Here is a 25998-nt window from a genome sequence, read left to right on the forward strand (position 1 = left end):
CATGTTAACAAAACGTATCATTCCATGCCTGGACATTAAAGATGGTCGTACGGTAAAGGGTGTGAACTTTGAAAATATACGCGATGCCGGTGATCCTATTGAATTAGGTGCCTTTTACGCAGAACAGGGAGCGGATGAACTGGTATTCCTGGACATCACAGCAACCAATGAGCGGCGCAAAACATTATCAGAACTGGTGACCCGTATCGCCAGGAATGTAAACATTCCTTTTACTGTAGGTGGAGGAATTTCTTCTGTGGATGATGTAAGTGTGCTGTTAAACTCAGGAGCTGATAAGATCTCTGTAAACACGTCTGCTTTCAAAAGACCGGAACTGGTAGATGAGTTGTCGCGTGAATTTGGAAGCCAGTGTGTGGTGCTGGCCATCGATACCCGTTTTGAGAATGGCGACTGGTACGTGTACCTGAATGGTGGCCGGGTAAAAACGGAGATCAGGGCATACGACTGGGCCAAAGAAGCGGTAAATCGTGGTGCAGGGGAAATTCTGCTCACTTCCATGAATAATGACGGTACTAAACAGGGTTTTGCCCTGGATATCACTGCTTTACTGTCCCAAAACCTGAATGTTCCGGTGATTGCCTCTGGCGGAGCCGGTACCATGGCACATTTCAAGGATGTATTTGAGATTGCCCAGGCAGATGCGGCACTGGCTGCTACCATCTTCCATTATAAAGAAATTGAAATTCAGGCATTAAAAACTTATTTATATCAGGACGGGGTTAATATCCGGTTCTGATAAAACACTAATTTTGAGCAAAATCTTTAAACCGCATGTACAATAATAAACAGGTAGACTTTCAGAAATCAGCAGACGGCCTGGTGCCTGCCATCGTACAGGATGCGGCTACTTTAAAGGTGCTGATGCTGGGGTATATGAACCAGGAATCCCTGGATAAAACACTGGCAGAAGGGAAAGTGACGTTTTTCAGCCGTTCTAAACAAAGACTGTGGACCAAAGGCGAAGAAAGCGGTAATTTCCTTCACTTACAGGATATCAGGGTGGATTGCGACAGCGATACACTGCTGATTAAGGTGAATCCGGTCGGGGTGGTATGCCATACCGGTGCTGATACCTGCTGGGAAGAAGCCAATGTGAGCAATGACTTCCTTTGCAAACTGGAAAGCATTATCAACGACCGTAAGAATAACCCTTCCGATAACTCGTATACATCAACACTTTTTGCCAAAGGGATTAATAAGATAGCCCAGAAAGTAGGAGAAGAGGCAGTGGAAGTGGTGATAGAGGCAAAAGATGATAATGAGGAGCTGTTCCTCAATGAGTCTGCTGACCTGCTTTTCCATTATCTCGTACTGCTGAGTGCCAAAGGCTACCAACTGGCCGATGTACTTACCATACTACAGCAAAGGCACAATAAATAGTACTTATTTCTTATATTAGAGGTGTGAAACAACTTGCTTTATGCACTATTGGTGCGCTTTTCTCATGGACAGTCTCTGCACAGCAGATGATATCAGGTACCCTTAAGGGTGCTGATGGTAAAACCTTGTTCCTGTACAGTGATGAAGACAATAACCCAAAGGATTCAGCTGTCCTCAAAGACGGTAAATTCTCCTTTAATGTAACGACGGCTGCCACTCCGTCTATTCATGCCCTTATCCTGCAGGGGAAGGATTATCCTTACCTGTTTGTACCAGCTAAAGAGCCGGTAAAGGTGGTGTTTAATGTGAGTGACTTCCCTGTAGCGGAATCTATAAAAGGTGGGGAAGAGAATGCTGCTATGCAGGCTTACCAGCAGGCTTTTCGTCCGCTGATACAGCGTGCACAGGGGTTGAACGCAGAAGCGGCCGGCATTGCTGAAGATGATGAAGCAGCTAAAACTGCTTTCAGGACGAAGGCTGGTGTTTTTAACCAGGATGTGTTAACTGCAGGTAAGAAGTTTATCAAAGAACATCCTAAGCAATTAGCCAGTATGTGGGTATTGCAGAATGAGCTGCGCAACCGCCTGGATCAGCAGGAGTTTGCACAGATCTATAATTCACTGGATAAATCGCTGAAAGACACCAAGTATGGTAATGCGGCAGCTAAATACCTGGCCAGTACGCAGGGGGAAGAGGCAGGAGCATCTGGTTTAGCGCCTGATTTTACACAGGAGGATATGAACGGGGTAGCGGTGAAACTGTCTTCTTTCCGTGGTAAGTATGTACTGGTAGACTTCTGGGCCAGCTGGTGCGGTCCGTGTCGTGCAGAAAACCCGAATGTGGTAAAGGCTTTTGAACGTTATAAAGACAAGAACTTTACGATCCTGGGTGTTTCCCTTGATAATAATAAAGAACGCTGGGTAGGAGCGGTTAAACAGGACGGGCTTTCCTGGACACATGTATCCGACCTGAAAGGGTGGAGCAACCAGGTAGCACAGCTGTACCGTGTTAATTCTATCCCTGCCAACTTTCTGATAGATCCAAAGGGCCGGATTATCGGCCACAATTTACGTGGAGCGGCATTGGAAGCGAAACTGAAAGAGGTATTGAAGTAAGGATTACATATTATTCTTTATAATCCGGGGCTGACCAAGAGGTCAGCCCCTTTTTTTTGGGTGCAGGGCGAAGCCCTGCAAAATCTCTTTAATTTTTTGCGATGCTGCGAAACACCATCGCAAAAAAATTGCTCTTTGGTCAAATATCTCATTGGACCTGATTAGGTTGTTACACCGTTTATCACAATCAGTTTGACTTTCCTCTCCGGATGTGGGATTTTTGTAGTTTAAATTAGAGTCAATGAAGTCAGTATTGATGATCGCGGCATTGTTCGGGCATGCGGTCTTGTTTGCGCAGGATAAGCCTTTTACAATAAAAGGGGCGGTGGAGCAGCTTCAAAAGCCGGCGAAAGTATATATATGTATGAAGAGCCACGGCTCTAATAAAGTTGATAGTGCGGAGGTGAAGGAAGGGAAATTTGTGCTGAATGGCACAGTAGATGAGCCAACTATGGCCTACCTGATGTTGAAGGTACAGGACCCTAACACGGAGAATACAGGCCCTAAGAAACGTGATTTGCTGGCTGTTTTTATAGAAAAAGGGACATTAACCGTTACTACACAGGATTCTATCAGTAAAGCAACCGTAACAGGTTCTGTTGCCAATGATGACTATATAAAGCTGAATGAACTTTTAAAGGATGTAACCAGTCAGTTAAATGAGTTGCAACAGCTGAATCGTCAGTTATACATGGCCAAGGATGAAGAGGGGATAAAGAAGCTGGAACCCCGCTTTGATGAGCTGGAAGCTGCTAAGAGTAAGATCATGGGGGATTATCTTAAAAATAACACAGGTTCTCCCATTGCTTTATTTGTATTAGGTCAGTATGCCGGTTATGATATCAATCCTGTTGAAATTGAACCTATTTATAACAAGCTCAGTAAGAGCCTTCGTAATACACCTACAGGAAAAGAATTTGCCAACTGGCTGACTGTTGCCTGGAAAACAGCGGTGGGTAAACCAGTGATGGATTTTATCCAGCCGGATGCTGAAGGTAAAAATATAAGCCTGACTTCTTTCAATGGTAAATATGTGCTGGTAGATTTCTGGGCCAGCTGGTGCGGGCCTTGTCGAGCAGAGAACCCGAACGTGATCAGGGCATATAGTAAGTTTAAAGATAAGGGGTTTGATGTTTTAGCTGTTTCTTTGGATGATAAAAAAGAGAAATGGCAGGCAGCTGTGCAGGCAGATAACCTCCCCTGGACCAACGTATCTGATCTCAAAGGCTGGAAAAATGCGGCGGCTGAATTGTATGGTATCCGGGCAATTCCTCAGAACCTGCTGGTAGATCCGCAGGGGATGATAATAGCCAGGAATTTACGCGGAGATGCATTAGAGAAGAAGCTGGAAGAGATGATTAAATAACCCGACTCCTAACTACGTTTATATATAGAAGGCTCCGAAAGGGGCCTTTCTTCATCCATACCTCCTTCATGTCTCCTTCATGTCTGCGTCGTACCTCCTTCATGGTTTAAGCATGAACCCTATATGAATGATGCATGACCATGCATCCCCCCCTATTTAATTGTTAAAATCCTAAAATAAATTTGTTTTACTACGAACTATTCGTAGATTTACGAAACAATCGTAATTAACATGGAAAAGCTTACACAGCAGGAAGAGATAGCAATGCTGGCGGTATGGAAAACCGGGTCTGGTTTTGTGAAAGATTTTCTGGAAGCACATACAGCTCCGCAACCGCCTTATACAACGCTGGCTTCAACCATCAAGAATCTGGAAAAGAAAGGATATCTGCAAAGCCGTAAAATGGGCAATGTATATGAGTATACACCTATCATAGCGGAAAATGAGTACAAGCAGAAATTCATGAACGGATTTGTAAAAGATTATTTCGACGATTCCTATAAAAGTCTGGTGACTTTCTTCGCAAAGGAGAAGAAGATCACACCGGATGAATTAAAGGAAATATTAAAGATGATCGAAAAAAACTGATAGCCTTATGCTTATCTATCTGTTAAAAGCCAACATCGCGCTTACCTTATTTTACCTGGCATACCGTTTTGGATTACGTAGACTGACATTCTACATTCTCAACCGTTTTTTCCTGCTGGCAGGGATCGTGTTTTCAGCGGTATTCCCGCTTATTATGATCAGTGAAAAGAAGCCAGTAAATAATGTTGCGCTGACCTACGTACCAGACCTTACAACCTTGAATGCGCGTCCGTCCACACCACTGATAAATATAGTGCTGTTGTATATTTTCTGGACGGGTGTTGTGGTAATGGGAATACGTTTGATCATACAATTATTATCTCTCTGGAAACTGCACAGAAGCACTGTCAGAGAAGGAGATATAAGAGTATCTGCAAAAAAGATCACACCTTTTTCTTTCATCAATAATATCTATATAAATCCTTCCCTGCATACGCCTGTGGAGTTACTCGCTATAGTACGTCATGAGAAAGTGCATGTAAAACAATGGCATACACTGGACGTGATGCTGGGAGAATTAAACAAGATCTTTTACTGGTTTAATCCCGGTGCCTGGTTAATGAGTACAGCCATCCGTGAAAACCTGGAATTCATTACCGACAGGTGTATCCTGCAACAGGGAATGGATGCAAAAACATATCAATACAGTCTTATAAAAGTAAGTGGGATCCCATATGCGACGGCCATCGCAAATAATTTCAATTTCTCACATTTAAAAAATCGGATCATGATGATGAACAAAAAGAAATCATCTCAGTATCATTTGCTGCGTTATTTAGTATTGGGTAGCCTGGTAGGTATTGCATTGCTTTCACTGAATATCAGCAGGGCGGGTAATAAAAGTAAATCAACAACTGATACAACAGGCGTTAATCCTACAGATGAACTGGTTCTCACAGCGGATACTATTACTGTTCTCTCTAGGGACACTCTCAAAAAGGACACTGTTTATTTTATGTCTGCAAAAAGTTCTGTAAGACATTCTGTAATATTTTCTGACAGATTAGCCAATGCAGATACAACTCATCCTTCATCTAAGAAGAAAGGAAAGAACGTTGTTCCTCCTGTGCCGCCAGTTCCACCACCGCCACCACCAGCTCCGGTACCATCAGTACCGCCAGTAGCTCCGGTTCCGCCACCACCACCAGCGCCGGGAGTAAGAACAATTACTATAGTTCCTGATCCGGCCGGAACGCCATCTCCACAGCCAGAAACAATAACTGTAACAGGTTATCGTACAGCGGCCATCAGCGCATCTCCTGGCCCGGGTACTCCGGTATATTATGTGAATGGTGTATCAGTTGGGTATAATAACCCGGGTATTAAGAGTGAGGATATTCGGACGGTCACTGTATTGAACGGTCCGGATGCTGCACCATATGGAGAGGAAGGTAAACACGGTATGGTTTTTATCGATACCAAAGAATCCATGACTAATAATCAGGTGCGTAAGATCAATGTGGGTACCAATAGCGTTATAGTTCCTAACGGTAATCCGTTATATGTTGTTGATGGAAAAATTATCAGCGATAATAAAGAGCTTAAAAAATATTCTGCCAACGAGATAGAATCTATGTCTGTTCTGAAAGATGATGCAGCCACCAGCAAATATGGTAAGGACGGCGCCAATGGCGTTATAGAAATAAAACTCAAATCAAAATAACCTGATATAAAAAATCCCGGGGTATTCCCCGGGATTTTTATTTAATACTTTTTACACAACGGAATCCTAAATTCTGCAATCCTGATTCTGCTGTTGTTTTCATCCTTGCCGTTACACGATATCCCGAACAATATTCATCCGTACACATATAAGACCCTCCCCTGATCACTCTTTTAGGAGAGGCGGGATCTTCAGGGTCATAACCTGTTTCAGGTCCCCGTGGATTATGTGCATCTACAGACTGCTTATAGTAAGTATTGTTGTACAGGTCTTCGCACCATTCCCATACATTGCCGGACATATCATACAGTCCGTATCCGTTAGGTGCAAAAGACTTTACAGGGGCAGCGCCCGGGAAGCCATCTGTTTTAGTATTCTGATAAGGGAAATGCCCGTTCCAGGTATTGGCTTTAACCTTACCCGTAGTAAGGGCTTCATTTCCCCAGGGGAAAAGCTGGTCTTTTAATCCGCCACGGGCAGCATATTCCCATTCCGCTTCAGTAGGCAGGCGTTTACCGGCCCATTTGGCATATGCCTGTGCATCCAGCCAGGAGATATGCACTACAGGATATTGTGATTTACCTTTCAGATCACTTCCCGGCCCGTCAGGATGACGCCAGTTGGCTCCCTGTACAAAGGACCACCACTGAGATACATCATCCAGTGGAACAGCATGATCAGGAGGTGTGAATACTAATGATCCGGGTAGTAACATGCTGCTGTCGGGTTCCGGAGAACCAGCCGGCAATTGCTGCATCAGCTCTTCTTTGGTGACAGGCTTTTCTGCCAGCGTAACATAACCCGTAGAGGCTGTAAAGGCAGCAAATTCTGCGTTAGTCACCTCATGTTCATCCATCTGAAAACTGTCTATTGTAACGGTATGCCTGGGCTGTTCATCAGCACGGGCTTCTGCATCGTTTGCACCCATGGTGAAAGTACCGCCTGGTATAATTACCATGCGACTAAGGGCATCTGCGTGATGCAGAGAATCTGAGGAGACAACAGTCGTTTGTTTGCCCTTTTGCTGGCATGCTCCCAATAATAAAGCCAATAAGGCAATTAATATCTTATTCATACACTCATCTTATTAAACTGGTGGGAATTACAGGCAAACAGGTCAACAAGTTCGGAATTATTCCCAATTCTTAACAGGAAAATAATTAGCTATGCAAATAAAGTATTGTAAACTGCACCCTGGATTTGTATATGGAACAATTCACAAAACAAGATTTTGGAGCTGATTTCTTATGGGGAGTTACCATTTCAGCCTTTCAGAACGAAGGCGCTTTCGAGCATGATGGTAAAGGGAGTTCTATATGGGATGTTTTCACCGCCCGTAAAGGCAAAGTGAAAGATGGCACCCATGCCCGTGTAGCCACGGATTTCTATAACCGTTACTATGACGACCTGCTGTTAACCAAACAAATGGGTTTCAAAGTATTCCGCTTCTCCATCGCCTGGGCCCGCATAATTCCAAAAGGTACCGGCGAAGTAAATCCTGCCGGCATCGCCTTTTATCATCGGGTGATAGATGCCTGCCTGGAACTGGGATTACAACCTTATGTCACACTCTACCACTGGGACCTGCCGCATGCTATAGAAATAAAGGGAGGCTGGACTCATCGTGGTGTGATATTCGCCTTTGAAGAATATGTGCGCATCTGTATGCGGGAATACGGGCAGAAAGTAAAACACTGGATCGTGATGAATGAACCCTTTGGATTTACTTCCCTGGGTTATATGCTGGGTGTACATGCACCCGGCAAATTTGGATTGTCTTATTTCTTCCCGGCAGTACATCATACATTGCTTGCACAGGCATCCGCCGCCAAGGTGATCCGCCAGGAAGTGGAAGGCGCTGTGATAGGTACCGCATTATCCTGCTCTCATATCATTCCTTATACACAAAACGAAGGGGATATAAAGGCCGCTAAAAAGGCTGACGCGCTGTTTAACCGCCTCTTCCTTGAGCCCGTACTGGGGTTAGGCTACCCAGTTGCCGATTTTCCGCTACTGGGCAAAATAGAGCGCCGTTATGGCCTCTGGCGTGATTGGGACCAACTGGCTTTTGACTTCGACTTTATTGGTGTGCAGAATTATTTCCCACTGGTAATGAAAAGCAATTATTTCATGCCAATAGTCGGTGTTTCTGAAGTAAAGGCAAGGGCCCGTAAAGTACCGGTTACTGCATTGGGCTGGGAGATAAGTGGTACAGGAATGTACAATATACTGAAACAGTTTGCGGCTTATGAAGGCGTAAAAAGACTGATTGTTACAGAGAATGGTGCAGCTTTTAATGATGTACTCACAGATGGACGGGTACATGATACAGATCGTGTTAAATACTTTGAAGAATACCTGGGAGCAATATTGAAGGCGAAGCGGGAAGGGGTGAAGGTAGATGGATTTTTTGCGTGGACGCTGACTGATAACTTTGAATGGGCGGAAGGATACAGGGCTCGTTTTGGCTTAGTGCATGTAGATATGGAAACGCAGCACAGGACGATGAAAGACTCCGGACTATGGTTTGAGAAATTATTACAGGAATAACCGTTTAATTTTTGGGTACAGGGCGAAACCCTGCAAAACCTTTTTATTTTTTTAGTGATGGTGCATTCGCACCATCACTAAAAAAATACGCTTTAATATTATTCATACGTTCTGCGTATAAACCAGATATCTCTTAACGAGAAGTGGAATACACCATTAACATAAGTTTCTTTGATTAATCCTCCGCTGGTAGTACCACGTTGTCCTACCTCAACACCTACATAATAACGAAGTGCCCCGCTGCGGCTTGGGATAGAGATACCCGCTGTTCCTGCCACATCCCTGATCTGGTTATTTTTCACTACCAGGTTGGAATTGTAATAGGAGAAGCCAGCCTGTGCGATGATACCTTCTACCTGCTGGTTGTAGTAAGTACGTTTGAAGCTATACTCTATACCGGTTGAATAACGGTCGGAGTTAACGAGGTTGTAGTTAGTGGTTTTATTACCTGCTGAACCCCATTTCTCTGTACGGTAATCAGCTAACCAGGTGAGGGTCCCGTTACTCAGGGAGAAACCTCCACCGATCTGCTCAGGTAATTTGATCTTGGTCCTTGCAAGGTCGTTATCAGTAAATAACACGGTAGAACTACTGTTCAGGATATACAGTTTGTTCTGGTAGTTCATGTTGGTTTTAAAGCGATAAGTACCGCCTAAACCTAACAGCCATTTCTTGCCGATCTTACCGCTATACTGAACACCTGTAGTGAAGTTCATGTTAAAGGCGTAACGTTCTGTCCTGGTAGACACAGTATCTCCACCTACGTTTGAGGTAGTGTTGATAGGGCCGAACAGGAAGTTACTGGATACACCTACGGAAAAGTTCTTCGTTAATTTTACTGCATTGGAGATATATGCTTTGTTGATACCACCGGTACCTTCTGTGGTGGTAACAAGTGGAGATGTATCTATGTATGTAGTAGAAAGAAGTTTATAGTCAACGGTACTGTAAGGAGTAAAGCCTGCGCTGATACCCCAGCGGTTGTTGGCTTTGAAGCCTAATGCCAGTCTTTTAATGATCACGTCTCCGGCAGTCTGGTTCAGGGAACCTGCATCTTTATAAGTAATGGATTGTGCCCGCAGGGACACATCGAACATAAAATGCTGTCTGGGTATAGCTGAGTATGAGGCAGGGTTCAGCTCGTTCAGGAAAAAGTCTGAACGGCGGGCAATACCTGTGCTACCCACACCAAAGTTACGGCTGTAATCATGTTGTTCCACGTCGCCAATACCATAAGCAGAGTAAAGGGAGTTGATCCCTTTTTGTGCCACAGCATCTTTCCCTGATAATAATATCAGGCCGCCTACGCATAAGCCAGTTGTATATTGTTTTATTCGCTTCATGTAATCTGGAACTTGATGGCAATTATTCATACTGCAGGTAATAGATCTTAATCTCAATGTTATTAAACTTATTCTTTCTATCACCCAGTACAACACGGTCAAATCTCGTAAACCCTGTATTCCTCGGTTGTATCAATGCCAGTCCACGGATATTCGCATCTACGGCGGACATTTGTGCTATGCAATAATTGGTAATATCGTATGTGTAAGCGGTATTCAGATTGTATGCGTAATCAATCACCAGGTTACCGGTTTGTACACCACCTGTGCTTGGAGAAATCAGTGAATCTGTAATAGTATTTGTGCTGTTTATTTCACAAAGTGTTAGTTTACCAGGCAGATTATATGGATACTGATAGGTCTGTTTTTCAGGTCTCACTGTCAGGGTTGCACGCATTACTTTGAAGAACTTATGCAGTTGTGAAATGTTCTTCAGGTAAGGCATATCTACGCGGGTGATCAGGTTTGTCAGCGGTTGTGCAAATGTCCTGTTATCAGCGCTGGTGGAAGCCAGTGTCTTGTTAGTGCTGGAAAGCCCTGCCAGCGGAGATCCTGACGGACGTGTCACATCAATATGATTGAACTGTAACGATGCATTATATACCGGGAAATCGATGGTAGTAGTCAACTTTTCACCAGAGTTCTGATGGTAATATAAACGCATGGTGAGAGAGTCATCTCCACGGAAAGAACTAACAAGTTTGCTGTTAGCGCCAGGTTGGATAGAGAGACCTTTCAGATAGTCTGCAAACTGGATCTGATCAGTAACAGTCTGTGATTTAGCCTTACATTTCGCATACAGGTCCGCTCCTAATACATCATCCAGTTTAATCCTGATGAGTGTATCAATGCTGGGTCTGATTTTGAACTGTTTGCTACCCAATGGTGTTGTTTCAGTAGCAAATTTATCATAACTATATAAATAGCCGTTTGTAATACGGGTGTCTATCTTTTCTGTTACGCGGTATACAGATACATCCTGAACTGCCGCAGTATCACCATACATACCGGTTTTATTGGGACGCATGATCATTACCAGGGAATCATAAGATGCCAGGTCCGGGATGGTAGCACCGTTATAAGCCTTTACTCTCCAGTAGGAAGAAGCAGATACTGTTCCGAATATGGGATCAGTATGATTACCTACCAATGCGAGGCTCTGGTAAGATGTGGGAATAGAATCCAGGAATACTGTATTCATATTCATTGTTACGGAATCGACAACAATATATTGGGTTGCTCCATTATCAACGATATTATCGTAGGAGAAACCGGCTTTGTCACAGGCCTCAGCGCCTGTAATCAATAACGCACAAACCAGATATTTACAGGCCTCTTTGGCACGGATACTTTTATTCATGGAGCGCAATTTTAGACAGGATGCCTAGTTCCTGCTTATTTAATATGCCAATTGGCTTTTTTTATCGACGAATCACCTTCGCTGCTCCTTATGCTACTGCCGGGGCAGTAACAGTGGTTGTAAGGCAAACAAACCGATTGGCAGATGAAAACCCGTCCTTTATCATGTAAATGTAGTATTGTATCTATTTTCTGATTGCACTACAATAAGGGCGGATAATTTTGGCAGCTATAAAAAAAGTAAAGAAATAACTTATGCGCTATTTAAAAGTATATTTTCTGGGATTAACAGTGTTTACGTTAGCGTCCTGTACATCCAACAGCGATACGACTAAGCTGGGTAACTGGATCAAACGGGCCGACTATCAGGGTGATGCCAGACGTGAAGCTGTTAGTTTTGTGATTGGGGATACAGCGTATGTAGGTACAGGCTTTGGTGGAACTGGTGACGGTACCAAACTGAACGACTTCTGGAAATACGATCCGGTAAAGGATGCATGGACTTCTATGGCAGCGCTGGTTGACCCTGCTGATGCTACCCATGACCTTTCCCGTTTAGGTGCTACCGGCTTTGCCGTTGGTTCAAAAGGGTATGTGACTACAGGTTACGATAACAACTACGAAATGTTGAAAGATACATGGGAATTTGATCCTGCTACCAATAGCTGGCAGTCAAGAACAGATTTCCCTGGTGCTGCACGTTACTATGCAGTTTCATTTGGCCTGGGTAACTACGGTTATGTTGGTACAGGAAGCTCAGGAACAAGCGGTAGCAACTTTAGCGATTTCTACAAATTTAATCCTTCCACTAACTCATGGACAGAAGCTAACCCGTTGAAAGACAAGAGAAAACAGGCTGTTGCTTTTGTTATCAAGGATAGCGCTTACGTAGTTACAGGTGTTAGCAATACAGAATCATCCACACGTATGTATGTGTATGATGCTAACAACGACCAGTGGAATGAAAGATGGCAGATCAAGAATGCTACCGATGGTTCATTCGATGATGATTACACTACTATCGCCCGTTATGGTGCAGTTGCTTTTGTTATCGACAACATAGCATACGTAGCAACTGGCTCACTCAGCAATACCTGGGCATATAATCCAATCTCTGGTTACTGGACAGAAAAGACTGCTTTTGATGCTGCTTCCCGTACAGGCGCAGTTGGTTTCAGCGTAAAAAACAGAGGTTATGTAGCATTGGGTCTGGCCAGCAGCACTCAGCTGGATGATTGCCATGAATTCAATCCTACTCAGGAAAACGATACTAATGACTAAAACGTCCTTTTCTCTGTTGATAATCATAGCTTTAGCTACGTCTTGTCAGCAGAAACAACAGGCAAAAAATATAGAAATTACCGCAGTGCATGATAGCATTGCGGTAATTCCTTTTGAGTTAGAAGGGGGAGGTTCCTGGGGCTTTAAGATTAACGTCGGTCACAAAACCTTTATCTATCAGGATATTATACCTACCATAGCAGGCAGACATTACTTCCAGACAAAGGAAGATGCTCAGAAGGTAGGAGATTTGATGGTAGCAAAAATGCGCAGCAACGGTAAAAGTTTTCCCATTATCTCCAAACAGGAGCTACTGGATATGAAAATTGCCGGTGTTGAGTAGCATATAGCAGTCTGAAGAGAACATATTAATTATTTATAATACTGGCCACAGTACTGTATCCGGCCACATGGGATATCTATTTCCTCCAAATTTTAACATTCCTTTTACCTTACTTAACAAATTTTAACACCCCCTTTACCGGAATTGAGTGTAAGTTTATCGCGCTTTTAGCCACATGATAAATTTAAAACTACTCTATAAAAGCCGGTTATTTAATGTTGGACTGCATATTGTAGTTTGGACCTGTTTCCTGTTTTTTCCTTTTTTCATCTACCGGATCAAAATCCAGCATCCCTGGTTCTTTGCCCGTGAAATAGTAGATAATCTCTTCCTGATAGGCGTTTTCTATCTCAACTTCTACATACTCATCCCAAGATATTTTACTTTAAAAAAGATAGTTTACTACCTGAGCTGTGTCATCTTCATGCTGGTTTTCATCATCATGCAGCAGGCGCTCACTGATTACCTCTTCTGGAAAACCTATGCGGCCCAGGAAGCAGTAGACAGCAGTGGCAGGGATATCGGATTTAATCCTCCGCCACCTTTCAGCCGCTACCATGCGCCTGAAGATGAGGAGATTGTAAAGCAGAGCAGGAGTATCTATTTTAGGGAAAAACCGCCCATTGCCTTCGATGAAGGCATTTTACACGACACATCTGCCGCAGGCGTGCCTGCCCACCTGCAGATAAGAAGGGTACCTACTTTCCTGGACTATATCCTGTTCCCGGAGATACTGCGTAAATCGGTCTTTGCCGCGCTGCTCATGCTTTTCATGAGTGGATTTATCAAGATTGCCCAGGAATGGTTCAAGAGTGAACAACAGCGGGAAGCCCTGAAAGTGGAGAACCTGAACGCCGAATTAAAATTTTTAAAGTCACAGATTAATCCTCACTTCCTTTTTAACTGTCTAAACACTATCTATTCACTTGCACATAAACATTCTGCACAAACGGAACATGCTATTGTAAAGCTGTCAACCATCATGCGGTACATGATTTATGAATCGAATGAAGACAAAGTGCAATTGCAACAGGAACTGCAATACCTGGAAGATTACATTGATATTCAACGTTTAAGGATGCCGGACGATATCGTGGTAGACTATGCGGTACAGGGGAACCCGATAGGACTGCGGATAGAACCCATGCTGCTGGTACCATTCGTGGAGAATGCATTCAAGCACGGGATCAGCTACGCAGAGCCTTCTTTTATTGCCATCGCAGTGGCTATAGAGAAAAACCAGGTACGGCTGGTAGTAGAAAATAGCCTCTTCAGGCAAAGGGTGGCAGAAAAAGGGGGGATAGGATTACAGAATGTGCGAAAAAGACTTGAACTGCTCTACACCGAAGACCACGAATTAGAAATAACAGAAGCTGATAACCAATTTATTGTTGATCTTAAAATAGTGTTGAAAAATGATCAGGTGTATAGCGGTGGACGATGAACCACTGGCATTGGAAATAATTACTGATTTTGCGAAGAAGGTCCCCTTTCTTCAGCTGGTAGGTACGTTTGAAAATGCGGCGGAGGCTTTGCGTTTCCTGCAGGAAGAAAAGGTAGACCTGCTTTTCCTGGATATCAAGATGCCTGATATTACCGGTATCCAATTCATGAAATCACTCAAATATCCTCCTATGGTGGTGTTTACTACTGCTTACGGAGAGTATGCGCTGGAAGGATTCGACCTGGAAGTAGTGGATTATCTGCTGAAACCCGTTCCCTTTGAACGTTTTCTCAGGGCTGCTACCAAAGCATTGGAACTGAGGACGATGTCCCAGCAGAAGAATGGCGATAGTAGCAATAATCATGTGAATGACTACATCTTCATTAAAACAGAATATAAGATTATCAAGATCAATCTGGAAGATATCCTCTTTATAGAGGCATTGAAAGATTATACCAAGATCTATACACCTTATCAGCCTGTATTAACACTGCGCAGCCTGAAATCATTTGAAACCAGGTTACCATCAGATAAGTTTATCCGGGTACACAGGTCTTATGTCGTTTCTCTGAATAAGATTAACTCCGTGGAGAAGAATACGGTAATGATTGCTAATCAGTCTATTCCGATTAGTGACGGGTATAGAGAGAAGTTTTATGATGTGATCAACAGAAATTCATAGATATAAAAAAAGCTCCGTCAGGAGCTTTTTTTATATCTGGCACACCATATATTATATAATATCCTTCAACTTAGTCACTACCTCATCTACTTCTTCTTTCGTATTATCCTTACTGAAAGAGAACCTTACCGCTATATGGTTAGGATTGCTGGAAATGGCGCGGATCACATGAGAGCCCAGATCTGCGCCGGATGTACAGGCACTGCCACCGGATGCACAGATACCATTGATATCCAGGTTAAACAGTAACATCTCGCTCTTTTCTGTTTTAGGGAAAGACACATTCAGCACCGTATACAGGCTACGGCCGTACAGATCGCCGTTAAAACCGATACCCGGAATATGTTTCTGCAACTGTTCTGCCATGTACATACGCAGGTCGTTGATGTATTTGCTGTATTCTTCGTAATGAGCAGTAGCCAGTTCCAGCGCTTTGGCAAAACCAACGATACCATACAGGTTCTCTGTACCGGCACGCATGTTACGCTCCTGGGAACCGCCCTGCATCAGAGGAGTGATCTTCACATTCTCATTTATATAGAGTATACCCACGCCTTTAGGGCCATGGAACTTGTGTCCGGCTCCATTAATGAAATGTATAGGCGTGTTGCGAAGGTCGAAAGGGTAATGTCCTACGGTCTGCACTGTATCGGAATGGAAGATAGCGTCGAATTCTTTGCAGAGGTTACCTACAGCATGTATATCCAGCAGGTTACCGATCTCATTGTTAGCATGCATGAGTGTTACCAGGCATCTCTCTTTGGAGTCGGCCAGTAATTCACGCAGGTGAGCCATATCCACATGTCCGTCTGCCAGCAGGCGTACATTGCTGAGTTTCACCTTCTCCCTGGAGTGCAGGTGTTCTACTGTATGCAGGGTAGCGTGGTGTTCTATTTCTGAAGAGATGATATGACGGCAACCCAGGTTGTGGATAGCCGCACTTATAGCGGTATTGCTGCTTTCTGTGCCGCCGGAAGTGAAGAAGATTTCCCCGGGATTGGCATTCAGGATTTTTGCGACTGACTTACGTGCCGTTTCAATGGCCAGGCGTGTTTCGCGGCCATATGAATAAATAGAAGACGGATTCCCGAACTTTTCGGTCATGTAAGGCAGCATCACATCCAGGACGTCTTTATCCAGCGGCGTGGTAGCTGCATTGTCAAAGTATATTCTTTTCAAGGTGGTTGGTGGTTTTTGATATAAAATAAAAGCCCGTTGGCGGACACAAATGTCCAACTTTTTTTGAAAATAACGCTAAAACGAAATTGGCGGATACAAATGATGTATCCGCCAATCTACCAATATATTTATACTGATTATCAATGCATAAACTCACGGATATCCTGCATGATCCTCTTGGCGATATTATCTGCCGTGGTCTCATTCTGGCTTTCCGCATAGATCCTGATAATAGGTTCTGTATTGGATGTACGTAAGTGTACCCAATCTTTCTCAAACTCTATTTTCAGACCATCTTCTATGTTCAGCGGCTGGTTTTTGTATTTGCCTTTGATCTTTTCGAAGATGTCTTTTACGTCTACACCTTTGTCCAGTTCTATTTTATTCTTGGAAATGAAATAGTCGGGATAGCTGTTACGCAATGCTTTCAGGTTCTTTTTGCTGTGAGCCAGATGACTCAGGAACAAACCAACACCGATGAGTGCATCACGGCCATAGTGCAGGTCCGGAACGATGATACCACCGTTACCTTCTCCACCGATTACCGCATTTACTTCCTTCATTTTACGCACTACATTTACTTCTCCTACAGCAGAAGGATGGTATTCTCCGCCATTTTTGAGGGTAATGTCTTTCAGTGCCTGGGTAGAAGAGAGGTTGGAAACGGTATTCCCTTTCCTGGTCTTTAATATATAATCAGCCACCGCTACCAGGGTATACTCTTCGCCAAACATGCTGCCATCTTCGCAAACGAAGCAAAGGCGGTCAACGTCAGGGTCTACAGCTATGCCCAGGTCGGCATTGGACTTATTCACTTCATTGCTGAGAGCCGTCAGGTTTTCCGGTAATGGTTCCGGATTATGACTGAATTTACCGTTCACCTCATCAAATAATACGGTTACATCTTCTACGCCCAGCGCTTTGAGCAGGGCAGGGATGAAAATGGCACCGGTAGAGTTTACCGCATCCAGTACTACTTTGAAGTTACGGGCTTTGATAGCCGGCACATCCACCAGGGGGTAGTTAACTACCAGGTCTATGTGTTTCTGCAGGTAGCTGTCGTCTTTACGGTAAGTACCCAGTTTGGAAACGTCTGCAAAGACAAAGTCCTCACGTGCAGCGATATCCAGCAACAGGGCTCCTTCTTCTCCGGAGATGAATTCCCCTTCACTGTTCAGCAGTTTCAGGGCGTTCCATTCTTTAGGATTGTGACTGGCAGTGAGGATGATACCGCCTGCGGCGTTTTCCATCTTCACGGCTATCTCCACGGTAGGAGTGGTGGAGAGGTCCAGATCAACCACATCCAGGCCAAGACCGGTAAGTGTTGCCACTACCAGCTGCTTCACCATTTCGCCGGAAATACGTCCGTCTCGTCCAATAACTACTTTTTTATTGTCGGATTGCTGTGTCAGCCAGGTGCCGTAGGCAGCTGTAAACTTGACAACATCAAGCGGAGAGAGTCCCTCGCCTGGTTTGCCTCCAATAGTTCCGCGAATACCGGAAATTGATTTGATCAGTGCCACAATTTTCAATTTTTAAAGGAAGGGCAAATATAAAGTGACTATTCCCAAAAGAAAAATTCCATATTTTCTACTGCGGTCTTATATACCCTCAAAGGCCCTGCCAGGTAAAATTCAATAGTATATATATGATTTTAAGTTGTTTTTAAGTTCCTGTACCCCCTATGATAGAGGTGAAATTTGGTATATTTGCAGCCACGTTTAAATTTTTGTTATGTTTTTTAAACGTATTTGATCTAAAACAGTTGCTCTTTACATGAAATACACTTGGAAGAATATACCACGGTATATTCGTTACGTTATTTTGCAGGCATCATACCTATTCCTCTTTTCTGTAATATTCCGCCTGGTATTCTACTTCTTCTTTTTCAAAACCACCGTAACCGGTACGGCGCCTGTTTTGAAGGCATGGTACCTGGGACTGAAGTTCGACTTACGTCTTACCCTGATCCTGATGGTGCCGGTTCTGCTCATTACACTGATATGGCGGAATGGTTTCTTCAATAAACCTTTCCTTCGCCGGATTGCCTTCTGGTACTTCTTTATTATATACTTTGTACTGATATTATTATATGCGCTGGACCTGGGTCATTATGCCTATCTGGCCCTGCGTATAGATCCCAACATTTCCCGCTTCCTGTTAAGTGGTGAAAGAGCGGATACTGCGAGTATGTTATGGCAGACTTACCCGGTAATACGTGCCTTCATCGGCCTGTTGCTGTTCCTGTTCCTTGTTAGCAGGATGCTGATCACTACTTACCGCAGACTGGCCAACCAGCCGCCTAAGAAGATCGGCAACTGGCGTTTTACAGGATGGGCGACTACAGTGGTACTGCTTTTTGCAGCCGGCATCTATGGTAACTTCGCTTATTTCCCACTGCGCTGGAGCCAGGCGATGTTCTCCCGCGATAACGGGATTACCAGTCTTGCACTCAATCCTATCTTATACCTGGTATCCAACCTGTCTGTAAGAAATGATACTTACGATCTGAAAAGGACAAAAGAATATTATCCTGTAATGGCTAAATACCTGGCTGTAGACAGTCCGGATGTAGAGAAGCTCAACTTTGTAAGAACTATAGCAGGAGACCCGTCTAAGCGCAAAATGAACGTAGTACTGGTGATGCTGGAATCTACAGGCGCCTGCATAACCAGTATGTACGGTAACCCTATGCAGGCTACGCCACATATGAAGAGCATTGCAGACAGCGGCATCCTGTTTAAACATTTTTACGTGCCTGCCATCAGTACGGCAAGAACAGTATACGGTGTAACAACCGGTTTACCGGATATCGCAATGGCCAACACCGCTTCCCGTCACCCCAAGATGGTGGACCAGCGTGTGGTGATGGATCAGTTCCATGGATACGAAAAGTACTACCTGCTGGGTGGTAATACCAACTGGGCAAACATCCGTGCAATATTTACCAGCAATGTGGAAGGAGTGAAAATCTTTGAAGAAGGATATTATAAGGCGCCAAAAGCAGACGTATGGGGTGTATCTGATTATGACCTCATTACAGAAGCAGATGAAATTTTCAGGGGTGCCCATCAGCGTAATCAACCTTTCATTGCTTTCCTGCAACTGGCAGATAATCACCCTCCTTATACTACTACGGCCGGTTCGGGCGACTTTAAAAAAGTAACCGAAAAGGACATAGATATGGAGAAGTTCAAACAGGCAGGCTTCGTTTCCATAGATCAGTTTAATGCTTTACGTTATGAAGATTACAATGTAGGCCACCTGATAGACCTGGCAAGGAAAGGCGGTTACCTGGAAAATACCGTATTCATTATGTTCGGGGATCATAACTGTGCGCTGAATCCTTACCACTTCATGCCTATACCGGAATATGAGCTGGGCAGCGGTGGGGTACATACCACCTGTTTTATGTATAGTCCGGGTAATGTGCAGCCGGGAGTAGTAAACCAGACGACCAGCCTCGTGGATGTATACCCTACAATGGCTACCATCGTGGGTATGCCGGTGAAAAACTATACACTGGGACAGAACATGCTGGATTCTTCCCGTGCAGGTCGCTATGCTTTTAGTACTTTTGTGAAAAATATGCAGACATACATTGCCGTGATGGGTGACAGATACCAGTATGAGATTAATTATGCGACGCAGGAATCTGCTTTGTACGATCTCCAGGGCGACCCATTAAAGAATGTAAAGCTGCAACAACCGGATACGGCAAAGGCGCTCGATAATTTAACGCGCGCATTTTACGAAAGCACCCGATATTTGATGTTTAATAATAAAAAATAGGGTGCATTTATTACAGAGCATGGAAGTTTATAAAGAGATTGAAGTGGAAGTACAAAAACAATGGTTTAAAGACTGGTTTAATTCTCCTTATTACCATCTGTTATATAATAACAGGGATAGTAAGGAAGCAGCATCTTTCATAGATCTTCTCCTGGCATACCTGCACCCGACTGCAGATGCCACCATGCTGGATGTGGCCTGTGGCCGTGGCCGTCATTCAAAATACCTGGCAGACAAGGGGTATACCGTTACCGGAATAGACCTGTCCATACAGAGTATCAACATTGCCAAAAAGATGGAAAATGAGCATCTGAGCTTTTTCCAGCACGATATGCGCCTTCCTTTCAGGGTCAATTACTTCGACTTTGTCTTTAACTTCTTTACCAGTTTCGGTTATTTTGATACGCAGCGTGAGAATGAAAATGCCTTACGTACGCTGAAGAATGCCCTGAAACCTGGTGGTACCCTGGTACTGGATTACCTGAACAGCTCTTATGTGGCTGCTCACCTGGTAACGGAAGAGTCTAAGGAAAAGGAAAATGTATTATTTGATATCCAACGGGAAGTTACAGACCATAAATTCCTGAAACAGATTGATATCCTGGACCAGTCCAGGAAACAGCGGGCATGCTTTACGGAAAGCGTAAACGCATATACGAGGGAGGATTTTGAAGAGATGTTTGCCCATCAGGGATTAGAGATAACACAGATCTTTGGAGACTACCAATTTAATAACTACGATGAACAGGCTTCACCACGACTGATCATTATAGCTACAAAACCATAGCCATGCTGGAGAAACTGCTTCGTCTGGACCTTAAACTCTTTTTTAAAATCAACGGTCAATGGCATACTCCATTGATGGATGCTATTATTCCCTGGCTGAGAGAGCCTTTTGTATGGGCACCTTTATACCTGTTTCTGCTGCTGTTTGTCACTATCAATTATAAATGGAGAGGATTCTGGTGGATGGCATTCTTCCTGATTGCTTTCGGACTGGCAGACCAGTCAAGTTCACACATCAAAGACTGGATAGGCCGTTTGCGTCCCTGCCGTGATCCTTTGCTACAGCATTATGTAAGAGTGCTGGTGACATATTGTCCGGGCAGTGGCAGTTTTACTTCTAATCATGCTGCCAACCATTTCGCATTAGGTACTTTTTGTTTTCTCACATTCAGGCATATTTCCAGATGGTATGCTTCGTTATTCTTTGTCTGGGCTTTTGTGATCAGCTATGCCCAGGTATATGTGGGTGTACATTATCCGCTGGATGTTGCCGGCGGTGCTGTACTCGGCATATTTATTGGGTTGTTGAGCGGCGGGTTCTTTCAGCGCCGTATCAGGCTGGAACATGAACTAACACCATGAACTGGATCTTCTTAATAATTATATTTCTTGCAACCCTTGGTGGTGGCATTATTCCAATGGTAGTCAGGCGGATACATCCCAGCCTGCCTCTTTACCTGCTGGGCTTTACCGGCGCCTGCCTTTTCGGGATCACTATCATGCACCTGCTGCCGGAAGTATTCCAGGAGCTGGGGCATAGTGCCGGCATTTACATTGTAATTGGTTTCTTTTTCCAGGTAGCTTTAGCGCAGTTGTCGCATGGTACGGAACACGGGCATACACATGTGCCCCAAAACGATCATCATCATCATGTGGCTATTGCTCCTTTGTTGCTGGGGTTATCTATACACGCTTTCATGGAAGGGATCCCACTGGGATTTCATTTTAATGACAGCGCCTCCATGTCTTCCCTGGTCATAGGAGTAGCCGCCCATAAACTGCCGGAAGCGTTAACGCTGATGACAGTGATGCTTCATTCTCATCAGAAAGGGATGAAACTATGGCGTATCTTACTTATCTTTTCGCTTGTAACACCGCTGGCTGCGGTGCTTGCCGCTGAAGCAGGCAGCCATTCGGCACAAATGGAACATGTCCTTACATATGTGGTAGCGCTCGTTATCGGGGCCTTTCTGCATATATCCACCACCATATTTTATGAGAGCGGCACCAAACACCATGAATTGAGCTACCGCAAGGTATTTGCTATTTCAGCAGGACTGCTTTTAGCATTTCTTACCTTAATATTTGAATAATTCTTTATTTTAGCCTTTATATCATGGAAGTCGTCGTCATTATCCTCGTCCTTATTTTATTAAATGGCTTGTTCTCAATGTCTGAGAGTGCCATGGAATCGGCCCGCAAAGCGAGGCTGGAATTCCTGGCCAACAAAGGCGATGAAAAGGCAAAAACAGCGCTGAAGCTGGCCAATAATCCTGACAGATTCTTATCCACTGTTCAGATAGGCATTACCCTCATCAGTATTTTAATAGGTATCTACTCCGGCGCAACCTGGAGGATGGAACTGATAGATATAGTGGCACGGATAGAATATCTGGCGCCTTACAGCCATGGCATAGCCACAGCTATCATTGTGCTGGTGATCACTTATTTCACAATTGTACTGGGAGAACTGGTGCCTAAACGCCTGGGTGTTGCCCGTCCGGAAGCTATTTCCAGGCAGGTAGCGGCTCCTATGCTCTGGTTATCCAGGATCACTTCGCCTTTTATCTGGTTACTCACTATCTCTACAAACCTGTTGGTAAGTCTCTTTAAACTACAACCTTCAGATAATAATGTGACGGAAGAAGAGATCAAGGCGATGATCAATGAAGGAACAAGTTCCGGCGCTATTGAAGAAACCGAGCAGGAGATCATTGAACGTGTATTCCATCTGGGAGACCGTAACATTACCTCTCTCATGACCCACCGTACGGATATCGTATGGCTGGATATGACAGATCAGAAAGAGATTTTAAGAGATAAGATTTTTGAGAGCGTACACTCTGTTTACCCTGTATGTGATGGTCAGATAGATAAAATATTAGGTATTGTATCTATTAAGGACCTCTACCTGGCTGCTGCCAGCAACAATTACACCCTGGAACCCATCATAAAGAAACCCCTCTTTATCCCGGAAAATAACTCTGCTTATCAGGTACTGGAAAAGTTCAAGGAAACACAGAGTCATGCTGCGTTTATCGTGGATGAATATGGTACATTCCTGGGTATGATCACACTGAACGATATTCTGGAAGCCATTGTCGGTGATATGCCGGAAACCGGTCAGGATGATGATTACGAGATTGTAAGACGTGAAGACGGATCTTACCTGGTAGACGGGCAGATTCCTTTTTACGACTTCCTCAGCCGTTTCGACAAAGAAGACTGGATGGCCGAATTTGAGCAGGAATTTGATACGATGGCAGGTTTTATTCTCCATCACCAGGAACATATACCCAAAATAGGAGAGAAGTTTGAATGGAGAGGATTTACTTTTGAAATTGTTGATATGGATGCCCACCGTATTGATAAAGTATTGGTGGAAGCACCCGAACCTGGGATCGAAGAAGGATAGTTTGATTTTTGGGTGCAGGGCGAAGCCCTGCAAAATCCCTTCAATGTTTTTGTGATGGTGCGAAGTACCACCACAAAAACATTTCTCTTTGATCAAAATAAATCAAACTGAGGCGTTATCGAAGAACCTATATTATGTTCTTAATTAGAATTTGCTAATTTTGAGAGCTTTTTCACATATTTAAATATTATAATTTAAAATAATGGTCGTTTTAGGAAGTAAGGTACTTTCACTGGAAGAAGTGTACCGGGTATTATTTGGGGGGGAAGAATTAAGTCTGGATGAAGCAGCCGTACAACAGGTAGAGGAAAATTTCCTGTTTCTTCAGAAATTCTCAGCCAAGAAGCTGATCTACGGAATTAATACCGGGTTTGGGCCAATGGCACAATACCGTATTAGTGAAGACGATACACACCAGTTACAATATAACCTGATCCGCAGCCATAGTTCCGGTGCAGGTAAGTACTTACCACCTGTTCTGACCAAAGCATTAATGATAGCCCGTTTGAGCAGCTTTATGCAGGCACATTCAGGTGTACATGTGGAAGTAGTCACCTTACTCAAAGACCTTATCAATAAAAACGTATATCCCTGCGTTTATGAACACGGTGGTGTAGGCGCCAGCGGCGACCTGGTACAACTGGCGCATCTGGGATTAGTATTAATCGGTGAAGGAGAAGTAGTGTATGAGGATACATTGCAGCCTACTGCAGAAGTATTTGCAAAGCTGGGCATCAAGCCTATGAGTGTACATGTACGCGAAGGACTGGCGGTGATCAATGGTACTTCTGCCATGACAGGCATAGGGCTGGTGAACATCATACAGGCAAAGAAACTGCTGGACTGGAGTTGCATCCTTTCTGCCATGATCAATGAAGTAGTAGAAGCATTTGATGATCATTTATCGCACGAACTGAATGTAGTGAAGCTGCATGAAGGGCAGAATAAAGTGGCCGCAGGGATGCGCCATATACTGAAGGATAGTAAGATGGTCCGTCATCGTCCGGATCATTTCTATAAAGAACTGGAAGAAGAGATCTTTAAGGATAAAGTACAGGAATATTACTCTTTGCGTTGTGTACCTCAGGTATTAGGCCCTGTGTATGATACACTGGTACAGGCAGAAAAGATAGTAGTACAGGAACTGAATTCTGTGAGTGATAATCCGGTGGTGGACCATCATCAGCAAAATGTTTTTCATGGTGGTAACTTCCATGGTGATTATATCTCCCTGGAAATGGATAAGGTGAAGATCGCCATCACGAAGTTGTCTATGTTGTCTGAAAGACAACTCAACTACCTGATGAATGATAAGCTGAACCACAAGTTCCCGCCATTCATGAACCTGGGAAAACTTGGCTTTAACTTTGGTATGCAGGGTATACAGTTCACGGCTACTTCAACGGTGGCAGAGAACCAGACGCTGTCTTTCCCGATGTATGTGCACAGTATTCCCAACAATAATGACAACCAGGATATTGTAAGTATGGGATGTAATGCAGCGCTGATGACACAGCGTGTTATAGACAATACTTTTGAAGTACTGGCTATACAGGTGATGACCATGTTGCAGGCAGTAGATTACCTGAATTGTCAGGATAAGTTGTCCAGCTTCTCACACAGGATCTACACTGAAGTAAGAGCTATTTTCCCTAAATTTATTGAGGATAGCCCTAAGTATAAAGATGCTAAAAGGATTAAAGAATATCTGCAGACGCATGAACCGGAAATAGTATTCATATGAAATGTGCTTTAATAACAGGAGGCTCAAGAGGGATAGGCAGGGCGATATGCATCAAGATGGCAGAGCTGGGCTATTATGTACTCATCAATTATAAGGGTAATGAAGCTGCTGCCAACGAAACGCTGGAAGCTGTGCAGGCAAAAGGAAGTGACGGGGAGATCCTGAGATTCGATGTAGGAAATGAACAGGAAGTACAGGCGGTACTAGGCACCTGGGTAGAGAATAATAAAGAGAAACAGGTCGAAGTGCTGGTGAATAATGCCGGTATCCGTGAAGATAACCTGCTGTTCTGGATGAACAGTACGCAATGGAGAAACGTGTTGAACAGCAGTCTGGATGGCTTCTTCTATGTAACTAAACAGGTACTGAACAATATGCTGATGAAGCGTTACGGACGTATCATCAATATTGTTTCCTTATCCGGTATCAAAGGGATGCCGGGGCAAACGAATTACTCTGCGGCCAAAGCCGGTGTAATAGGTGCTACCAAAGCGCTGGCACAGGAAGTAGCCAAACGCGGCGTAACAGTAAATGCAGTAGCACCCGGGTTTATCAAAACGGATATGACAGCAGACCTGAATGAGAAAGAGCTGGCGGCACAGGTACCTATGAATCGTTTTGGTACACCTGAAGAAGTAGCAGAAGCTGTTGCATTCTTTGCCTCAAAAGCTTCCGCTTATATTACGGGGGAAATATTATCAATTAACGGAGGACTATACACTTAATG

General features: G+C 44.0%; 23 protein-coding genes. 18 read left to right on the top strand and 5 right to left on the bottom strand.

What is annotated here, in order from left to right; all coding sequences use genetic code 11:
• Position 1 precedes the first annotated feature (1 nt).
• The 6 genes from hisF (at position 2) to BMW86_RS32840 (ending at position 6133) form a co-directional block, all read left to right on the top strand.
• Positions 2-757: an imidazole glycerol phosphate synthase subunit HisF gene (gene hisF / locus BMW86_RS16390; protein WP_089782805.1), complete on the top strand. Its 756-nt coding sequence runs from the start codon at positions 2-4 to the stop codon at positions 755-757.
• A gap of 35 nt (positions 758-792) precedes the next feature.
• Complete coding sequence (gene hisIE / locus BMW86_RS16395) at positions 793-1401, top strand: bifunctional phosphoribosyl-AMP cyclohydrolase/phosphoribosyl-ATP diphosphatase HisIE (protein ID WP_089782806.1); 609 nt, start codon at positions 793-795, stop codon at positions 1399-1401.
• 23 nt (positions 1402-1424) lie between these two features.
• Positions 1425-2516: a TlpA disulfide reductase family protein gene (locus tag BMW86_RS16400; protein WP_143056597.1), complete on the top strand. Its 1092-nt coding sequence runs from the start codon at positions 1425-1427 to the stop codon at positions 2514-2516.
• Between the two features lie 241 nt (positions 2517-2757).
• Entirely contained in the window at positions 2758-3882 is a 1125-nt protein-coding gene (locus BMW86_RS16405) for a TlpA disulfide reductase family protein (RefSeq protein ID WP_089782808.1), read from the top strand.
• Positions 3883-4113: 231 nt separating this feature from the next.
• Positions 4114-4470, top strand: coding sequence for a BlaI/MecI/CopY family transcriptional regulator (locus tag BMW86_RS16410; protein ID WP_089782809.1), 357 nt, complete (start codon positions 4114-4116; stop codon positions 4468-4470).
• 7 nt (positions 4471-4477) lie between these two features.
• Positions 4478-6133: a M56 family metallopeptidase gene (locus tag BMW86_RS32840; protein ID WP_089782810.1), complete on the top strand. Its 1656-nt coding sequence runs from the start codon at positions 4478-4480 to the stop codon at positions 6131-6133.
• 37 nt (positions 6134-6170) lie between these two features.
• On the opposite strand, the gene BMW86_RS16420 is transcribed toward BMW86_RS32840, so the two are convergent.
• Complete coding sequence (locus tag BMW86_RS16420; RefSeq protein WP_089782811.1) at positions 6171-7208, bottom strand: formylglycine-generating enzyme family protein; 1038 nt, start codon at positions 7206-7208, stop codon at positions 6171-6173.
• Positions 7209-7339: 131 nt separating this feature from the next.
• Between BMW86_RS16420 and BMW86_RS16425 the strand changes: the two genes are divergently transcribed.
• Positions 7340-8683 carry a GH1 family beta-glucosidase gene (locus BMW86_RS16425; RefSeq protein WP_089782812.1) on the top strand — a complete coding sequence of 448 codons (1344 nt, stop codon included), beginning with the start codon at positions 7340-7342 and terminating at the stop codon, positions 8681-8683.
• A gap of 98 nt (positions 8684-8781) precedes the next feature.
• Here the strand turns inward: BMW86_RS16425 and BMW86_RS16430 are convergent, their stop codons facing one another.
• Both BMW86_RS16430 and BMW86_RS16435 read right to left on the bottom strand, forming a co-directional pair.
• Complete coding sequence (locus tag BMW86_RS16430; RefSeq protein ID WP_089782813.1) at positions 8782-10026, bottom strand: hypothetical protein; 1245 nt, start codon at positions 10024-10026, stop codon at positions 8782-8784.
• A gap of 22 nt (positions 10027-10048) precedes the next feature.
• Positions 10049-11386: a DUF4270 family protein gene (locus tag BMW86_RS16435; RefSeq protein ID WP_089782814.1), complete on the bottom strand. Its 1338-nt coding sequence runs from the start codon at positions 11384-11386 to the stop codon at positions 10049-10051.
• Positions 11387-11640: 254 nt separating this feature from the next.
• Here BMW86_RS16435 and BMW86_RS16440 point away from each other — a divergent pair, with 254 nt between their 5' ends.
• From BMW86_RS16440 to BMW86_RS16455, 4 genes are all read left to right on the top strand, one after another.
• A complete protein-coding gene (locus BMW86_RS16440) occupies positions 11641-12666 on the top strand; it encodes a Kelch repeat-containing protein (protein ID WP_089782815.1) in 1026 nt (341 codons plus the stop codon).
• Positions 12659-13009, top strand: coding sequence for a DUF4907 domain-containing protein (locus BMW86_RS16445; RefSeq protein WP_177189283.1), 351 nt, complete (start codon positions 12659-12661; stop codon positions 13007-13009). The genes BMW86_RS16440 and BMW86_RS16445 overlap by 8 nt, the downstream gene beginning before the upstream one ends.
• A gap of 175 nt (positions 13010-13184) precedes the next feature.
• The gene (locus tag BMW86_RS16450) at positions 13185-14453 is read left to right on the top strand and encodes a sensor histidine kinase (RefSeq protein ID WP_089782817.1); all 1269 of its coding nucleotides are present in this window, start codon (positions 13185-13187) and stop codon (positions 14451-14453) included.
• Positions 14425-15135 carry a LytR/AlgR family response regulator transcription factor gene (locus BMW86_RS16455; protein WP_089782818.1) on the top strand — a complete coding sequence of 237 codons (711 nt, stop codon included), beginning with the start codon at positions 14425-14427 and terminating at the stop codon, positions 15133-15135. The genes BMW86_RS16450 and BMW86_RS16455 overlap by 29 nt, the downstream gene beginning before the upstream one ends.
• Before the next feature lie 51 nt (positions 15136-15186).
• Here the strand turns inward: BMW86_RS16455 and BMW86_RS16460 are convergent, their stop codons facing one another.
• On the bottom strand, positions 15187-16314 hold the full coding sequence (locus BMW86_RS16460; protein ID WP_089782819.1) for a cysteine desulfurase family protein: 1128 nt from the start codon (positions 16312-16314) through the stop codon (positions 15187-15189).
• A 140-nt stretch (positions 16315-16454) separates the two neighbouring features.
• Positions 16455-17837: a phosphoglucosamine mutase gene (gene glmM / locus BMW86_RS16465; protein ID WP_089783701.1), complete on the bottom strand. Its 1383-nt coding sequence runs from the start codon at positions 17835-17837 to the stop codon at positions 16455-16457.
• 253 nt (positions 17838-18090) lie between these two features.
• Here glmM and BMW86_RS16470 point away from each other — a divergent pair, with 253 nt between their 5' ends.
• The 7 genes from BMW86_RS16470 (at position 18091) to fabG (ending at position 25996) form a co-directional block, all read left to right on the top strand.
• Complete coding sequence (locus tag BMW86_RS16470) at positions 18091-20106, top strand: LTA synthase family protein (protein WP_089782820.1); 2016 nt, start codon at positions 18091-18093, stop codon at positions 20104-20106.
• Between the two features lie 19 nt (positions 20107-20125).
• The gene (locus BMW86_RS16475) at positions 20126-20893 is read left to right on the top strand and encodes a class I SAM-dependent methyltransferase (RefSeq protein ID WP_089782821.1); all 768 of its coding nucleotides are present in this window, start codon (positions 20126-20128) and stop codon (positions 20891-20893) included.
• Positions 20894-20895: 2 nt separating this feature from the next.
• Positions 20896-21474: a phosphatase PAP2 family protein gene (locus BMW86_RS16480; RefSeq protein WP_089782822.1), complete on the top strand. Its 579-nt coding sequence runs from the start codon at positions 20896-20898 to the stop codon at positions 21472-21474.
• Positions 21471-22205, top strand: a complete 735-nt coding sequence (locus BMW86_RS16485; protein WP_089782823.1) for a ZIP family metal transporter — start codon at positions 21471-21473, stop codon at positions 22203-22205. Before BMW86_RS16480 ends, BMW86_RS16485 begins: the two co-directional genes overlap by 4 nt.
• A 23-nt stretch (positions 22206-22228) precedes the next feature.
• Positions 22229-23527: a hemolysin family protein gene (locus BMW86_RS16490; RefSeq protein ID WP_089782824.1), complete on the top strand. Its 1299-nt coding sequence runs from the start codon at positions 22229-22231 to the stop codon at positions 23525-23527.
• Positions 23528-23729: 202 nt separating this feature from the next.
• Positions 23730-25271: a flexirubin biosynthesis tyrosine ammonia-lyase FlxA gene (hutH, locus tag BMW86_RS16495; RefSeq protein ID WP_089782825.1), complete on the top strand. Its 1542-nt coding sequence runs from the start codon at positions 23730-23732 to the stop codon at positions 25269-25271.
• Positions 25268-25996 carry a flexirubin biosynthesis SDR family reductase FlxB gene (gene fabG, locus BMW86_RS16500; protein WP_089782826.1) on the top strand — a complete coding sequence of 243 codons (729 nt, stop codon included), beginning with the start codon at positions 25268-25270 and terminating at the stop codon, positions 25994-25996. Before hutH ends, fabG begins: the two co-directional genes overlap by 4 nt.
• The last annotated feature ends 2 nt before the right edge of the window (positions 25997-25998 follow it).

Source organism: Chitinophaga sp. YR573 (genome assembly GCF_900110995.1).
Taxonomy (GTDB): domain Bacteria; phylum Bacteroidota; class Bacteroidia; order Chitinophagales; family Chitinophagaceae; genus Chitinophaga.

Bases quoted from the DNA above. Each gene is read 5' to 3' on its own strand.
- BMW86_RS16410 (WP_089782809.1), top strand. From the start codon at position 4,114: ATGGAAAAGCTTACACAGCAGGAAGAGATAGCAATGCTGGCGGTATGG.
- hutH (WP_089782825.1), top strand. From the start codon at position 23,730: ATGGTCGTTTTAGGAAGTAAGGTACTTTCACTGGAAGAAGTGTACCGG.
- fabG (WP_089782826.1), top strand. From the start codon at position 25,268: ATGAAATGTGCTTTAATAACAGGAGGCTCAAGAGGGATAGGCAGGGCG.
- hisF (WP_089782805.1), top strand. From the start codon at position 2: ATGTTAACAAAACGTATCATTCCATGCCTGGACATTAAAGATGGTCGT.
- BMW86_RS16485 (WP_089782823.1), top strand. From the start codon at position 21,471: ATGAACTGGATCTTCTTAATAATTATATTTCTTGCAACCCTTGGTGGT.
- BMW86_RS16480 (WP_089782822.1), top strand. From the start codon at position 20,896: ATGCTGGAGAAACTGCTTCGTCTGGACCTTAAACTCTTTTTTAAAATC.
- BMW86_RS16440 (WP_089782815.1), top strand. From the start codon at position 11,641: ATGCGCTATTTAAAAGTATATTTTCTGGGATTAACAGTGTTTACGTTA.
- BMW86_RS16455 (WP_089782818.1), top strand. From the start codon at position 14,425: ATGATCAGGTGTATAGCGGTGGACGATGAACCACTGGCATTGGAAATA.
- BMW86_RS16470 (WP_089782820.1), top strand. From the start codon at position 18,091: ATGAAATACACTTGGAAGAATATACCACGGTATATTCGTTACGTTATT.
- BMW86_RS16405 (WP_089782808.1), top strand. From the start codon at position 2,758: ATGAAGTCAGTATTGATGATCGCGGCATTGTTCGGGCATGCGGTCTTG.
- BMW86_RS16435 (WP_089782814.1), bottom strand. From the start codon at position 11,386: ATGAATAAAAGTATCCGTGCCAAAGAGGCCTGTAAATATCTGGTTTGT.
- BMW86_RS32840 (WP_089782810.1), top strand. From the start codon at position 4,478: ATGCTTATCTATCTGTTAAAAGCCAACATCGCGCTTACCTTATTTTAC.
- BMW86_RS16430 (WP_089782813.1), bottom strand. From the start codon at position 10,026: ATGAAGCGAATAAAACAATATACAACTGGCTTATGCGTAGGCGGCCTG.
- hisIE (WP_089782806.1), top strand. From the start codon at position 793: ATGTACAATAATAAACAGGTAGACTTTCAGAAATCAGCAGACGGCCTG.
- BMW86_RS16450 (WP_089782817.1), top strand. From the start codon at position 13,185: ATGATAAATTTAAAACTACTCTATAAAAGCCGGTTATTTAATGTTGGA.
- BMW86_RS16490 (WP_089782824.1), top strand. From the start codon at position 22,229: ATGGAAGTCGTCGTCATTATCCTCGTCCTTATTTTATTAAATGGCTTG.
- BMW86_RS16475 (WP_089782821.1), top strand. From the start codon at position 20,126: ATGGAAGTTTATAAAGAGATTGAAGTGGAAGTACAAAAACAATGGTTT.
- BMW86_RS16445 (WP_177189283.1), top strand. From the start codon at position 12,659: ATGACTAAAACGTCCTTTTCTCTGTTGATAATCATAGCTTTAGCTACG.
- BMW86_RS16425 (WP_089782812.1), top strand. From the start codon at position 7,340: ATGGAACAATTCACAAAACAAGATTTTGGAGCTGATTTCTTATGGGGA.
- BMW86_RS16420 (WP_089782811.1), bottom strand. From the start codon at position 7,208: ATGAATAAGATATTAATTGCCTTATTGGCTTTATTATTGGGAGCATGC.